This window comes from Streptomyces sp. PsTaAH-124, from assembly GCF_000373685.1.
Taxonomy (GTDB): domain Bacteria; phylum Actinomycetota; class Actinomycetes; order Streptomycetales; family Streptomycetaceae; genus Streptomyces; species Streptomyces andamanensis.
Map to the genome: position 1 here is coordinate 130,150 of NZ_KB892161.1, position 12,811 is coordinate 142,960.

At 72.7% G+C, this 12,811-nt stretch carries 15 protein-coding genes; 7 read left to right on the forward strand and 8 right to left on the reverse strand.

Annotation, left to right across the window (positions count from 1 at the left end; all coding sequences use genetic code 11):
- The first annotated feature begins 74 nt into the window (after positions 1 to 74).
- Positions 75 to 245 (forward strand): hypothetical protein, encoded by a 171-nt coding sequence (locus tag B086_RS0107765; RefSeq protein ID WP_018565842.1) that lies wholly within the window; start codon positions 75 to 77, stop codon positions 243 to 245.
- Positions 246 to 626: 381 nt separating this feature from the next.
- A complete protein-coding gene (locus B086_RS39385) occupies positions 627 to 1,238 on the forward strand; it encodes a hypothetical protein (RefSeq protein WP_018565843.1) in 612 nt (203 codons plus the stop codon).
- A gap of 43 nt (positions 1,239 to 1,281) precedes the next feature.
- On the opposite strand, the gene B086_RS0107775 is transcribed toward B086_RS39385, so the two are convergent.
- The 3 genes from B086_RS0107775 to B086_RS0107785 all read right to left on the reverse strand — a co-directional run bounded on the left by B086_RS0107775 (position 1,282) and on the right by B086_RS0107785 (position 3,627).
- Positions 1,282 to 1,728: a peptidase inhibitor family I36 protein gene (locus B086_RS0107775; RefSeq protein ID WP_018565844.1), complete on the reverse strand. Its 447-nt coding sequence runs from the start codon at positions 1,726 to 1,728 to the stop codon at positions 1,282 to 1,284.
- 42 nt (positions 1,729 to 1,770) lie between these two features.
- Positions 1,771 to 2,877, reverse strand: coding sequence for a helix-turn-helix domain-containing protein (locus B086_RS39390; RefSeq protein ID WP_051115779.1), 1,107 nt, complete (start codon positions 2,875 to 2,877; stop codon positions 1,771 to 1,773).
- 225 nt (positions 2,878 to 3,102) lie between these two features.
- Complete coding sequence (locus tag B086_RS0107785) at positions 3,103 to 3,627, reverse strand: ATP-binding protein (RefSeq protein ID WP_026252206.1); 525 nt, start codon at positions 3,625 to 3,627, stop codon at positions 3,103 to 3,105.
- A 582-nt stretch (positions 3,628 to 4,209) separates the two neighbouring features.
- Between B086_RS0107785 and B086_RS0107790 the strand changes: the two genes are divergently transcribed.
- Positions 4,210 to 4,572: a hypothetical protein gene (locus B086_RS0107790; protein ID WP_018565847.1), complete on the forward strand. Its 363-nt coding sequence runs from the start codon at positions 4,210 to 4,212 to the stop codon at positions 4,570 to 4,572.
- 190 nt (positions 4,573 to 4,762) lie between these two features.
- Positions 4,763 to 5,221 carry a VOC family protein gene (locus tag B086_RS0107795; RefSeq protein WP_018565848.1) on the forward strand — a complete coding sequence of 153 codons (459 nt, stop codon included), beginning with the start codon at positions 4,763 to 4,765 and terminating at the stop codon, positions 5,219 to 5,221.
- 11 nt (positions 5,222 to 5,232) lie between these two features.
- On the opposite strand, the gene B086_RS0107800 is transcribed toward B086_RS0107795, so the two are convergent.
- Positions 5,233 to 6,090, reverse strand: a complete 858-nt coding sequence (locus tag B086_RS0107800; RefSeq protein ID WP_018565849.1) for an SDR family NAD(P)-dependent oxidoreductase — start codon at positions 6,088 to 6,090, stop codon at positions 5,233 to 5,235.
- Between the two features lie 197 nt (positions 6,091 to 6,287).
- Here B086_RS0107800 and B086_RS0107805 point away from each other — a divergent pair, with 197 nt between their 5' ends.
- On the forward strand, positions 6,288 to 7,166 hold the full coding sequence (locus B086_RS0107805; protein WP_018565850.1) for a helix-turn-helix transcriptional regulator: 879 nt from the start codon (positions 6,288 to 6,290) through the stop codon (positions 7,164 to 7,166).
- A gap of 11 nt (positions 7,167 to 7,177) precedes the next feature.
- Here B086_RS0107805 and B086_RS44940 read toward each other — a convergent pair whose 3' ends face one another.
- Both B086_RS44940 and B086_RS0107815 read right to left on the reverse strand, forming a co-directional pair.
- A complete protein-coding gene (locus B086_RS44940; protein WP_199790723.1) occupies positions 7,178 to 7,486 on the reverse strand; it encodes a hypothetical protein in 309 nt (102 codons plus the stop codon).
- A gap of 302 nt (positions 7,487 to 7,788) precedes the next feature.
- Entirely contained in the window at positions 7,789 to 8,187 is a 399-nt protein-coding gene (locus B086_RS0107815) for a winged helix-turn-helix transcriptional regulator (protein ID WP_018565852.1), read from the reverse strand.
- 92 nt (positions 8,188 to 8,279) lie between these two features.
- Between B086_RS0107815 and B086_RS0107820 the strand changes: the two genes are divergently transcribed.
- Positions 8,280 to 9,206, forward strand: coding sequence for an NADP-dependent oxidoreductase (locus B086_RS0107820; RefSeq protein ID WP_018565853.1), 927 nt, complete (start codon positions 8,280 to 8,282; stop codon positions 9,204 to 9,206).
- Positions 9,207 to 9,368: 162 nt separating this feature from the next.
- Here B086_RS0107820 and B086_RS39395 read toward each other — a convergent pair whose 3' ends face one another.
- Positions 9,369 to 10,304 carry a hypothetical protein gene (locus tag B086_RS39395; protein ID WP_018565854.1) on the reverse strand — a complete coding sequence of 312 codons (936 nt, stop codon included), beginning with the start codon at positions 10,302 to 10,304 and terminating at the stop codon, positions 9,369 to 9,371.
- Between the two features lie 419 nt (positions 10,305 to 10,723).
- On the opposite strand from B086_RS39395, the gene B086_RS0107830 reads away from it, so the two are divergent.
- Positions 10,724 to 11,629: a C1 family peptidase gene (locus tag B086_RS0107830; protein ID WP_018565855.1), complete on the forward strand. Its 906-nt coding sequence runs from the start codon at positions 10,724 to 10,726 to the stop codon at positions 11,627 to 11,629.
- 73 nt (positions 11,630 to 11,702) lie between these two features.
- Here B086_RS0107830 and B086_RS39400 read toward each other — a convergent pair whose 3' ends face one another.
- The gene (locus B086_RS39400; RefSeq protein ID WP_051115780.1) at positions 11,703 to 12,671 is read right to left on the reverse strand and encodes an ADP-ribosylglycohydrolase family protein; all 969 of its coding nucleotides are present in this window, start codon (positions 12,669 to 12,671) and stop codon (positions 11,703 to 11,705) included.
- Between the last annotated feature and the right edge of the window lie 140 nt (positions 12,672 to 12,811).

Sequence of the window (12,811 nt, forward strand, 5' to 3'; positions counted from 1 at the left end):
CGCGCAAACAAATATGCGTGCGAGGAATATGCGCCGGGACTCAGGGCACACGGCGGTTCAGGAGGTTGATATTCATGGTTCCGCTTTTGCTTGTACTGCTTCTCGCGCTCATTCTTTTCGGCGCCGGTTTCGCCCTCAAGATTCTGTGGTGGGTGGCCCTGGTCGTGCTGGTGGTGTGGCTGCTCGGGTTCCTCGTGCGTTCCACGAACGCGGGCGGCGGCCGCGGCCGCTGGTACCGATGGTGACCTGACACCGTACGCACCGTCCCGCGGGGCCCGGCCGTCCGTACGGCCGGGCCCCGCGGGCATGTCCGGGTGCCGGCCCGGCCAGGAAGCACACCAAGCACACCAGGCGAATGCGTCCGAAACGGGATCCGGGGTAGGCGCGCCCCAGTCGGGGGCGGGACGGACCCGCGCGCCAGGAACCCGCGCAACCTCCGGTCACGTCCCCGCCCCCGACCTCGCCCGCCCGTCCGCTCGCCCCGGCGACCGGACCGCCCCCTTGCACCCTGCCCCCGCGGAGGACGACCCCTTCGGCCGGGCCGCTACTCTGCCCGAGTGAACGGTGCGGATGAGGTACAGGGTCTTCCCGAGTGGCGGGTGCTCGTCGTCGGGGGCGCTTCGGGAATGGGGAAGACCGGTGTCAGCCGGGCTCTGGCGCGGCGGTACGGCGTCCCCGTCGTGGAGGTCGACGACATCGTGGAGGCCCTCCTCGCGGTGACCCGGCCCGAGCATCTGCCGGAGGTCCACTTCTGGCGCACCCACCCCGAGGCCGCCCGCCAGGCGCCCGAGTCGGTGGTCGAACGGCAGATCGCGATCGCCCGAGCGCTGGCACCGGCGGTCGAGGCGGTGGTGGCCAACCATGTGGACACCGACACCCCGGTGATCGTGGAAGGGGACTACGTGTTGCCCGGGTCGGCGACACCCGGAGGTCCGGTCCGCGCCGTCTTTCTGCACGAGGACGACGAGGCGCAGGTGACGGCCAACTACCTGCGCCGGGAGCCGGAGTCCGGGCCGCAGGGGGCTCGCGCACGTGTCAGCGTGCTGTACGGCCGGTGGCTCGCCGGGCAGGCGCGGGCCGCCGGAGTCCCGGTGCTCGCCCCGCGCCCGTGGGAGGACCTCGCCGGCCGTGTCGTCGAGGCGGTCCGGACCCCGGCGGCAGGACGTTCCGCCTCGGCACCCGGACCGTCCCGGCCCTCCACCACCGTCGACCTCGCCCAGGGACCGGCCGCACCGTGAACGGCCGCAGGCCGGCCCCCACCCGGTGGGCGCCGCCGACCGGTCAGCAGAGCGAGTCGACCGAGCTCATCATGTTGTTGTGGGCGATGTCCAGGTTGCCCTTGAACCAGCCGGGCATGGGGCCGAGGTAGCCGCCCTGGTCGGCGTTCTTGAAGATGTTGACGGTGACCGAGGTGCGGTTCCAGGCGGACGTGGCGAGGTCGTTGAACCAGGTCGGAACGTTGTGCCGGCCGCAGGCGGGCACCGTCCAGCGGTAGCCGACGCCGTCCAGCTCGCTGAAGAAGCAGGTGCCGCCGGCGCAGTCGGCGTACGCCTGGGCGCCGTAGTCGCCCCCCTCGTACTTGTACACGTCGTCGGTCCCCGGCACGAGGGTCACCGTGGTCCGTGTGGTCTGCGTGAGGGGCGCGGCTTCGGCGGTTCCTGCGATGCCGAGGCCCAGGGCGGTCACGAGGGCGGTGGCGGTGGCGATGCGACGAAGGGTCGGAGTCAACGGACTTCCTCTCCGGGAGGCGGATGCCCAAGGCGCTGCCGGTCACAGGCCGGGAGCGGGCGGGCCCGCCCCCGCATCCGGTGGCGCGGCCGCCGCCCTGGGCGGGGAGGCTCCATCGTGTCGCCGGTCCGGTCGGTCGGATTGTGCGCGCGTGCGTGATGCCTTGTGGTTCCGCGCGGACCGGTGGACACGGGCCGCCTCCGCGCGGAACTCGCCGGGGCTCATCCCGTACGCACCCCTGAAGGCCCGGCTGAACTCGGCCGGCAGGAGCAGTCCCCAGCGGGCCGCGAGGGCGGCGATCGGCAGGTCGTGCAGCCGTGGGTCGGCGAGATCGGCACGGCACCGTTCCAGCCGCAGGCGCCGGATGGTCGCCGAGACCGTCGCGGGCTCCTGCCGGAACAGGGTGTGCAGAGTTCGGAGCGAGATGTGGTGGTGGGCGGCTATGGAGGCCGGCCGCAGATCGGGGTCCGCGAGATGGAGGCCGATGAAGGCGACGATCCGGGCGCGCAGCTCCGCCGTGCGGGACTCCGGCGGTGCGAACTCCGCCCTGTCGAGGGCCTCGGCGGCGAAGCAGGTGACGAGGTCGGCGGTGACGGCGCCCAGCCGGTGGGCCTCGGCGGGCCGGAGCCGGGACGCCTGTGCGACCAGGGTGTCCAGGTGCCGGCGGAGCAGGGCACCGCTCACCCCGCTGTGGGGCAGCTGCCGCGAGAGGAGCCGGTCGGTGTGCGCGGCGGGCAGGGCGAGGGAGCCCCTCGGGATCCGGAGCACGGTCACCTCGGCCATGGCGGCTCCGCTGCTCCGTATGTCGGTGTCCAGCGGGTGGGAGGTGTCGAAGAGGACCATGCCGCCCGCCGGGATGAATCCGTCGTTGCGGAGCTGGGTGACGCACACGGCCCCGCGCCGCACCCATGCCAGCTGGTAGGTGTCGGGGTCGACCCGTCGGATGTGCCGGGCCGTACGGACCGCCCGCAGCGACGGGAACGTGAGGTGCGCCACCTGCACCGCGCCGAGCTGGAACGCGGACACCTCGGAGCGGAAGTCCTCGGTGTGCGGGGTGAAGAGCGTGATGGGGAAGATGTACTGCTGCACCTGGTCGGAGTACCACGCGAACCGGTCCCCCGCCCGCACGGCACTGCTCGACAGCGTCACCAGCGGCCCGCCCCCGGAGTGTCTCCGACCGGTGGACGAGCCGGGCGGCCCCGCAGGGCGATCCTCGGACACCCGCCTATCGTGAGGAACACGCGGGGGAACGGACAGTTCCTTTCCGGTCAATACCGGGCCGAATCCGACCGCGTCGGTCGACGAGCGGCCGCAGGACATGGAGGTCTTCGAGCAGCCCGGCAGCGTGTCTTCCAGCTGGCGGAGGGCGCGCTCTCAGCTCTTGACGGCCTCCGCGATCCGCTGCGCGGCCTGGGCGGGTGTGAGGTGCGTGGTGTCGACGACCTCGCCCTCGGCGTGCAGCCAGGTGCGGGCCGCCTCGGCGTAGGGCTCCAGGTACCGGAGACGGAACGGGGAGTCGGGGCCGAGAACGGTGTCGCCCGCGATGCGCGCGCGGAGGGTGTCCCGGTCGGCATGGAGGACGAAGTGCCGGACCGGAATGCGGTGTTGGGCAAGGCCCGAGCTGATCTCGCGCCAGTACTGCTCGACCAGGACGGTCATGGGCATCACCAGGGTGCCGCCGGTGTAGTCGAGAACGCGACGGGCGGTCTCGACGACGAGCGGCCGCCATGGCGGCCAGTGCTGGAAGTTGTCCGTCGCGGGCAGCCCCGGCTTGATGTCCATGAGTGTCTCGCCGACCTTCTCGGCGTCGAACACCTGCGAGTCCGGGATCAGTTGCTGGACGAGCGCACCGGTCGTCGTCTTGCCCGCGCCGTGGGTGCCGTTGAGCCATACGATCATGACGCTGACGTTAGCGACCCGCGCGCCATGAGGACAGCGTGTGCGGTCGAGGAGGCCATCGACCGCCTCGCAGATCTCCTCGTCGGCGAGCTCGATGCCGAGAGCGCGGACCAGCCCGTCGACGCAACCCGCCTTCGTGACCCCGACGATCGGTGTGGTCCCCTTGCCGATGGCCCAGGCGACGGCGACATCGGCGGCGGACGCGCCCCGGTCCACGCCGACCGCGCCCATCCGGTCCGTCAGCGCCCGCAGCCGGGGCAGGACGCCGTTGTACACGGCCGCCCGGTTGCTCCCCTCCGGCAACGGCCCCGCCGGGCCGTAGCGCACGGCGTCCCGGGCGAGCAGCAGCACGCCGCCACGCAGCTGTACACCCCGACCGAGCGTGATCATCGGCATCCCGCCGGCCACACCGTCGACCTCGATGGCGGGCACCCGGGCCTGGGCCGCCTCCACCAGCTCGGCAGCCGCCGACACCCCTGCCCGCTCCATCACAGCATCTCCCGGGACGCAGTCGTCACGCCCCGCGCCGCCGACCACCTCGACCCGCCACGGCTGCGCGTTGGAGTTGGACGGCGCGGCACCGTGCGCGGGGGCGTCCCCGCCAGGGAGCGGATCCTCGCGCTGTTCGACCCGCTCCCGGCAGGCACGGATCCCGTGCGCGGCTGCCCGTTCATCGACGCCGCCGTGGAGTTCCCCGACCCGCGGAACCCGGTCCACTCCTGCGCCCGCGAACGGAAACTGCTGATGGTGCGGCTGGTCGCCGAGCTCGCGGCGGAACTGGGCTGCCGCGAGCCCGCTGTCCTCGCCGAGCAGCTCGTGACCCTCGCGGACGGCGCCGCCAGCCGCGCCATGGTCCAGGACGAGGCGGACTACGGCCGGCACGCGCGGACGGCGGCGGAGATCCTCCTGGCCGACGCGCTGCCGGCCACGCCGACCGCGACCTGACCGGCCCCGACCACGCCGACCACGACCCGACCGGCCCCGACCACGGCAACCACGACCTGACCGGCCCCCGGCAGTCTCCCGCACAGCCCGACTCGCTCATGCCTGTCCCGGGCCTATCCGCCGCCGGAAGGGTTACCCGTCCGGTGCCCGTGCCCAACCGAACAGGCCGTTCGTGCGGAAGGACGCCCCCATGACGACTGACGGCAAACTGCCCGCGCCCGAGGCGGGGCTCATCCTGACCCACTTCCTGACCGTGCGCGACGTGGCGGTCTCACGGCGTTTCTACGCCGAGATCTTCGGCGGGGAGGTCGTGCTGGAGGAGAATCCGGCCATCGTGAAGGTCGCCAACAGCTGGATCATCATGAATCCGGGCGGTGGGCCGACTCCCGACAAGCCCGGCGTCACCCTGGAGCCGCCGGGCGCCGGCGACACCGTCTCCAGCTTCCTGAACGTCCGCGTGGCGGACATCGCCGCCTTCTACGCCGACGCCACGGCCAAGGGCGCCCGGTTCCTCACCGAGCCCCTCGACCGGAAGGCCGAGCTGCGGTGCTACCTGCGGGACCCGGACGGCTATCTCGTCGAGGTCGGCCAGGCCACCGGCATGCTGGCAGGCGTGTTCGCCGACCCGCCCGCGGGGACCACGCGCTAGCCGAGGCGTGCTCAGGCCGCGGGGAAGTCGGTGGCAGGAGCGGAGGCGGCGGTGGCGTCGAGGTCGGCTCGCAGGGCGTCGACCTTGGCGGTGGCGAAGCCGTGCGCGTCGGAGCCCAGCAGCTGGCGCAGGGGGCCGTCCTCGTGGCCGGCGCGCTCGATGATGGCGGCGGCCGCCCTGGCGGGGTCGCCGAGCTGATGGCCCTGAAGCCTGAGGTGGTCCTCGACCATGGCGCGTACCGCCGGGTAGTGCTCCGTGTTCTCGTCGGGCAGGACCAGCGAGTCCGGGGTGAGGAAGGAGGTCCGGAAGTAGCCGGGCTCGACGAGGGTGACCTTGATGCCGAGGTCCGCGACCTCGGCGGCGAGCGCCTCGCTCAGCCCTTCGAGCGCGAACTTGCCCGCGCAGTACAACGCCCACCCGGGCATCGTGGTCAGTCCCAGGATCGAGGAGATGTTGATGACGCGGCCCGCGCGCTGCTCACGCATGAGGGGCAGTGCCGCGCGCAGCACGTTCCACACCCCGCCGACCTGGACGTCGAGCATGTCCCGCACGGCCTTGCCGCTGGTCTCCTCGACGGCTGCGAGGTAGCCGTAGCCCGCGTTGTTGACGACGACGTCCAGCCGGCCGAAGTGCTCGCCGGTGCGCTGCACAGCGCTGGTGACCTGGGACTCGTCCGTCAGGTCGACGGTCAGTGCGAGGAGCCGGCCGGTGTCGGCCGTGCTGCCCAGCGCGGCCGTCAGGCGCTCGGCGGAGCGGGTCGTGGCGGCCACGTTGCGGCCCTGGGCGAGCAGCTGCCGTACCAGCTCCAGCCCCATTCCGCGGGAGGCGCCGGTGACGAACCAGGTGTCGGGGGTGGTGGTGCCAGGCATGGGAGTTCCTTTTCCGTGGAGGCCGAGACGGGAGGCCGGACCGGGCTGCCGGTCCGGCGCTGACTCGATCGTGGACCCGCGGGGCAGGGGTCGTGCGGGCCATGGCGGGCCCTGTGCGGCCTGGGTCGCGCAGAGGTAGGACCCACAGACCTTCCTTGGCGGGACCGCCGCCGTTCCCGGCGGGTCAGACTGTTCCCATGGCCTCCGTCAACCGCGAGCTCGCGGACTTCCTCAAGCGCTCCCGCGCCCAGTGCGCTCCCGGGCGGGCAGGGCTGCCGCCGGACAGCCGGGTCCGGCGCGTACCCGGGCTTCGCCGGGAGGAAGTCGCCCGCCTGGCGGGCGTGTCCGCTGACTACTACGCCCGCCTCGAGCAGGGCCGCTCCATCAGTCCGTCCCCTGCCGTGGTCGAGGCCATCGGGCACGCCCTCGGACTGGACGAGGCTGGTCTCGCCCACCTCAAGGACCTCGTCGGCGCCACCACCGGCCGCCCGCCGTCGCGTACGCCCGGCGTCCAGCGCCTGCGCCCCGGGCTGCACCGGCTGCTCGATTCCCTGGACGCCGCTGTTCCCGCCCTGATCCTGGGGCGCCGGTCCGCCGTCCTGGGCGCGAACCGGATGGCCAGGGCCCTCTTCGCGGACTTCGACGCCATGCCGGCCGCCGAACGCAACTACACCCGCTGGCTCTTCCTCGATCAGGACGCGCGCGACCTGTTCGCCGACTGGGACGCCCAGGCCCGTGCCGCCGTGGAGAACCTGCGCCTGGACGCGGTCCGCGCGTCGGACCGCGAGGCCACGCAGGTGCTCGTCACCGAACTGAGGGAGCGCAGCGAGGACTTCGACCGCTGGTGGCAGCAGCACCGTGTGCACCAGCGCACGCACGGGTCCAAGCGGCTGCGACACCCCTTGGTCGGCGAACTCACCGTGGAGTACGAGACGCTTTCGCTTCCCGGTGACAGCGAAACCACCCTGTTCCTCTACACCGCCGAACCCGGGTCGGCGTCCGCCCAGGCGCTGAGCCTGCTGGCCTCCTGGACCCTGACGGGACCTGCGCCGGCTCCGGGACATCCGCGCGACTGATACGCGCTTCATCACCCGATACGTGCTTCGTCGTCTGATACGTGCTTCGTCGCCGGCGGCCTCGCACGGGGCCGGCCACGTTCCGCCGACAGGGGATCGGCCTCGTCCTGCTCGTCCTCCTGCCGGTGATGCGCGAACCGCACTCCTCGGCCGGTACCGCGCCCCCGGGCATCCCGCGCCCGCAGGTGCCCAAGGAGATCCGGGGCCGCTTCGCCTTCACCGTGCTCGGCGTCGGCGTCGCCCGGGCCGTGCTCGGGGGTGTGCTTCTCGCTGGAACCCTCCATCGCCGCCCACGCCGCGAACGTGGACGGGCCGCTCATCACCCCCACCCTCCTCGTCGGCCTCAGCGCGACCGTCCGGGGCGATACCACGGTCTTCCCCGCCTTCTCCGTGCTCGCGGCATTGCTCTGCGTCTCCGCGGTGGTCGTCGAGCGGGTCCTGACCCGTCGGCGACGGCGCTTGGAGGCCGTAGCGGCACCGCGAACAGAAGCGCGGGAGACCAGCCGGGCCGACTGACCGGCACCGCGGCCGGTGCGCCGGTCTACCGCACGGCTCGTCACCGCAGCCAGGACCGAGCCGGGCACCAGGACGGGATCCGAACGGGCCGTCCCCGGCGGGGATCTCAGTCGCTCCGGGTGACCGGCTCGGAACCGGCGTCGAACGCATCGAGCGCGTCGAGCGCGTCGAGCACCGCGTCGCCGTTCGCCCTCGCCCACTCGGTCAGCATGTGGATCGGCTCGATCAGCGTCGACCCGAGCGAGGTGAGTTCGTACTCGACGCGGGGCGGCGCCTCGGCGTAGGCACGGCGGTGGACGAGTCCGTGCGCACCGAGCCGTCGGAGGGTCTGGGTGAGCATCTTGCGGGAGATGCCGCCGATCAGCTCGATCAACTCCCCATGACGCACGGGACCCTGGCTGAGGGCGTAGAGCACGACCACCGTCCACTTGTCGGCGATCAGCTCGACCGCCAGCCGCGCCGGACAGTCTGCGAGAAAGGGGTCACCGGGACGGAAGCCGCTCATGTGCCGAAGGTACCCGCGCCGCAGGCACCTGCCGGTTCCTGTCGGATTCGTAGCCTGGGTTTCCCCCTTCGAAGCCAGGAGCCAGGAGAGTCATGCGAGTCGTCACCCAGCAGACGTTCGGCGGTCCCGAGGTGCTCACCGTCGTGGACGCGCCCGAGCCGCGGCCTCTGCCGACCGAGGTCCTCGTCCGTGTCGAGGCGATCGGGCTGAACCCGCTGGAGGCGCGTCTGCGCGCCGGTGAGTTCCCGCTGCTCGGCCGCCCGCCGTTCGTCCTGGGCTGGGACATCAGCGGCGTGGTCGAAGAGGCGCGGACGTGGCGGTTCAGGCCCGGCGACGAGGTGTTCGGGATGCCGCTGTTCCCGCGGGCGGCAGGGGCGTACGCCGAGCTGGTGCCGGCCCCGGCGTTGCACCTGGCCCGCAAGCCGGAGTCGCTCTCGCACGTCGAGGCGGCGGCGCTGCCGGTCGTCGGGCTGACGGCGTGGCAGGGCCTTGTCGATCTCGGCGGCGTGGGCGAGGGCGACCGCGTCCTGGTCCACGGCGGTGCGGGCGGGGTCGGCCACGTGGCGATCCAGATCGCGAAGGCGCTCGGCGCGCACGTGATCGCGACCGCCCGCGCGAGCAGGCGGACCTTCGTCGAGGGGCTCGGCGCCGACGAGGTGATCGACTACACGGCGGTCGACTTCACCGAGGCGGTCCGCGATGTCGACGTCGTGCTCGACACGATCGGCGGTGACACCGTCGAGCGGTCGCTCGGCGTGCTCCGTCCGGGCGGCCATCTGGTGACGGCGGTCGCCGAGGAGGACGCGGCGCTCATCGCCAGGTACGAGGCGGCCGGTCTGCGCTTCAGCGGGATCGGGGTCGACCCCGACCCGGTCGCCCTGCGAGGTCTCGTCGATCTCGTCGAACAGGGCGGACTCCGGGTCCATGTGCAGGAGACGTTCCCGTTCGAGCGCGTCGCCGACGCGCACCGGCTGCTCGACGGCGGTCACCTCCAGGGCAAGCTCGTGCTCACCGTCTGATCCCGTCGCGGGGGCGTGCGTGAGGGGGCCCTTCGGCCCCCGTACGGTCTCCGGCCGTGCGCCGTTCGGGTCCGAACGGCAGGCTCCGGGCGGCCGTCGGCGCGTGGAACACCACGGGCCGACGGCGCGTGGAACACCGTCCCCACCGGTCTCGCCCGCCGGTCACTCCCAGCGGATGCCGAAGACACCGGGGCCCGCCCGCGAACCGATCACGTGGACGCAGCCGTCGGTGGGGTGCAGGACGCGGCGGGCGTCCCGCCCTGATGCGATCGAGCTGCTGAAGGCGTAACACGTGGCGGGCAGCGCGGCCGGGTGGAAGTGCACCTCCAGCGCGTACTCCCCGGCGGGCGCCTGCTGGCGGAACGTGAACTCCCTTGCCGGTGGGCGGGGTTCGGCATGGGTCAGGGTGGCCTCGAAGATGGCGGTGTCGCCGCGCCGCAGCGGCCGGCTGAACAGCACCTCGGCGACAAGCATGCCGGTGTGCGGGTTCTCGACGACGGCGCCCCGGCGGCACGGCGGACGCAGGTCCAGGGACGGTACCGAGCCGGGGGTGTCCGGCAGATGGGCGAGGACCGTGCGGTCCGGTCCGTCCTGTTCGGCCCGTACCACCTGGCGCATCCACACGCGGTGTTCGCGTCCGTGCGCGTCGATCTCCAGCCGCATATGGCGGTTGAGGCAGCGCAGCGAGGAGATCCAGCGGGAGTCGACGCTGCGGTACGCGTCGCTCACGTCGCGACGCCGGGGTTCCGGCCAGAGCGCGGTGAGACCGGGTGCGTCGGCGGCCAGACGCAGCCACCGGCTCCGGGGGCGGGAAGGGCCGAGCAGTGAGCTGAGGGCGCCCGGCGGCACATCCAGCACGCGTTCGAGCGAGGCGAGCGCGGCCAGCGCGGCGGTCTGTGACGGCTGGTGGCGGCCGGAGCGCCAGCAACTGAGGGTGGCCGTGGACACCGGTGTGCCCAAGCCGTGGAGCCGGTGCCGGATGCGGTCGAGGGTCAGACCGCTGGCGTCCATCGCGGCCCGCAGGGCGTCGGGGAAGGGGCCGGTGCGCAGCAGTCTCGCCAGCGGCTCCTCGGCAGGGGGAGCGGCATCGTCGTGCATCGTCGGGTCAACCTCCTGCGGACGTCGGGCCGGTGTCCCGGCTGCGCAGTCGGACGATCCACCGGCCCCGGTCCTGGCCCCGGGAGCGTGGTCCCGCGCGGACCCCAGCGAAGTGGGGGGCTCACGTCAAGTCAACGCGAAGCAGGTAAGAGTTGCGGTCGAGAAGCGGGCAACCGGGTTCATTGATCCCATTCTGATCAACTCCTAACAGTTAACGGCGGGATGACCTTGCCGCGTCCGGGCGGGGTGGCGCAGGCTTCCGGATGCCGGTCGAACAGGCAGCCGAGTGACGGAAGTCCAGGCCACCAGGTCCTTCCCTCTTCCCCCACCCGCCTCGCGTTCACCGGCGTGTGCCCGGTCTCCACCGTCCGGTGGCCCTGGCACGTCCCCCCACTACCGCGTCCCAAGGAGTCGGAACGATGCGTTTCCGCAGAGTCGCCGGTGTCGCCACCGTGACCGCCGCCGCCCTGTCCTGCCTGTGCACCAGCGCGTTCGCGAACACCGCGAACACCGCCGCACAACCTGCCCCGCGTGCCGCCCACCACCTGACGCACGGTCTGGGCCTGAACCTGAAGGAACTACAGGGCAAGCACCCGAACGCGAAGCTCAGCCGTCACGGCGCGCAGCCGGTCTTCGAGCGGTCCGGTGCCGCGCCGGCCAGCGCCGACCTGAGCAAGTACGCGCTCTCGCCGGGCGACCAGGGCAAGGTCGGCTCCTGCGTCGCCTGGGCCACCGGGTACTCGGCGTACGGCGTCCTCATGAACGAACAGGGCATCGGCGGCTCGCCCATGGCTCCGATGTACATCTACTCGCAGATCGCCAGGGGCGACGACGAGGGCACCACCGCGAGCGTCGCCCTGCCCATGGAGCGGGAGCAGGGCATCGACACCCAGTCCGACTACTGGCAGGGCACCGAGGACTACACGACCCAGCCGGACGACAACGAGCGCGCCAACGCGGCCGGGTACCGGCTGTCGGGCTTCGACGAACTGCCCACCAGCGGTACGTCGGCCAAGTCCGCCATCGAGAACGCCATCTCCCAGGGCGAGCCCGTGGCGATCGGCTTCACGGTGCACCAGAGCTTCGAGGACCTCGACTCCCGGACCGCCTCGGACTACAGCTACCTGCCCGGAGACTCCTCCAGCGACCCGGTCCTCGGCGGGCACGAGGTCACCATAGTCGGGTACAACTCCCAGGGCGTGAAGGTCGAGAACAGCTGGGGCTCCGGCTGGGGCGACGGCGGCTTCTTCACCGTGCCGTGGACGTTCTTCAGCACCGGCGACGTCGATGAGATCCACGCGGTCGGCAGGCTCGCCACCAGCTGACCTCCCACGCACACGGACGGAGCGCGGGCCGGGGCGGTCCCCGGCCCGCGCTCCGCCCCGAAGGCGCTCATGGTCATCCGGTGCTCGGACTCGATGGCGGAGCAGCACCCGGTTCCTCCCCGAGACGGTCCGCGAGGCGGAGCAGATCCGCCAGGCGCAGCACCCGTCCGTCGAAGCCGGGGAGGGGCACATGGAGCGGCCGGGTCCAGCGGGCGGGGATCGCGTCCAGCCCGTAGTACGCCCCCGCGAGACCTCCGGTCACCGCGGCGACGGTGTCCGTGTCGCCGCCGAGGTCGATCGCCGCGCGGATCGCGTCCTCGAAGCCGGTGGTGGTGCGCAGGGCCCAGACGGCCGAGCCCAGGCAGGGCCAGACGGCGCCGTTGAACTCGGTCGCCTGACCGGGGTGCCAGCCGGGCGCGAGGACGGTGGCGTAGCGGGCGCGGTGGCCGGGGTGGACAAGGGCCAGGGTGTCCGGGAGCGCGGCGAGGGGGTCGGTGTCCTCGAACGTGACACGGACGAGCTCGTGGAAGATCGCGGTGCCCTCCCACGCCGCGCGGTCGCCGTGGGTGAGGGCGGCGATGCGGCGGGCCGCGTCCATGGTGGCTTCCTGGCCGGCGGGTGCGAAGTGCACCGCGGAGGTGGATGCCCGCATCAGGGAGCCGTTCCCCGCCGCTCGTCGGCTGACCTGGAAATGAAGCGCGGCGGCGAGGTCCCAGGGCATGCCGTTGGTCAGGACGTCCTCGGTCTGCAAGCCGATGTCCTTCGGTTCCGCCGCCGCCCACCGCTGGAAGCGGCCGAAGATGTCCGGCAGATCGAGTCCGCCCCGCTCCAGCAGGGACTCCGCGACCAGGACGGCCATCTGCGTGTCGTCCGTGGCCTCGCCGGGGTCCCAGCCACCGCCTCCGCACATCTCGCCACCGGCACCGGGCGCGGGGAACCGCGCGGAGAACGCTCCCGGCGGCCCGAACTCGAAGGGGCCGCCCAGGGCGTCGCCCACCGCCGAGCCGACGACCGCACCGGCCGCTCGCTGCATTCGCTCCATCCGCTCCATCCGCGCACGCTATCCGCACCGCACCGCACTGCACCGCATCGCACCGCGCCGACGGCCGCACGGCCCTGTCGGCTTGCCCGGCTCCCCGGCTCCCCGGACCACCGGCAGCCGCGCGCGGGCCGCCGCCCGGT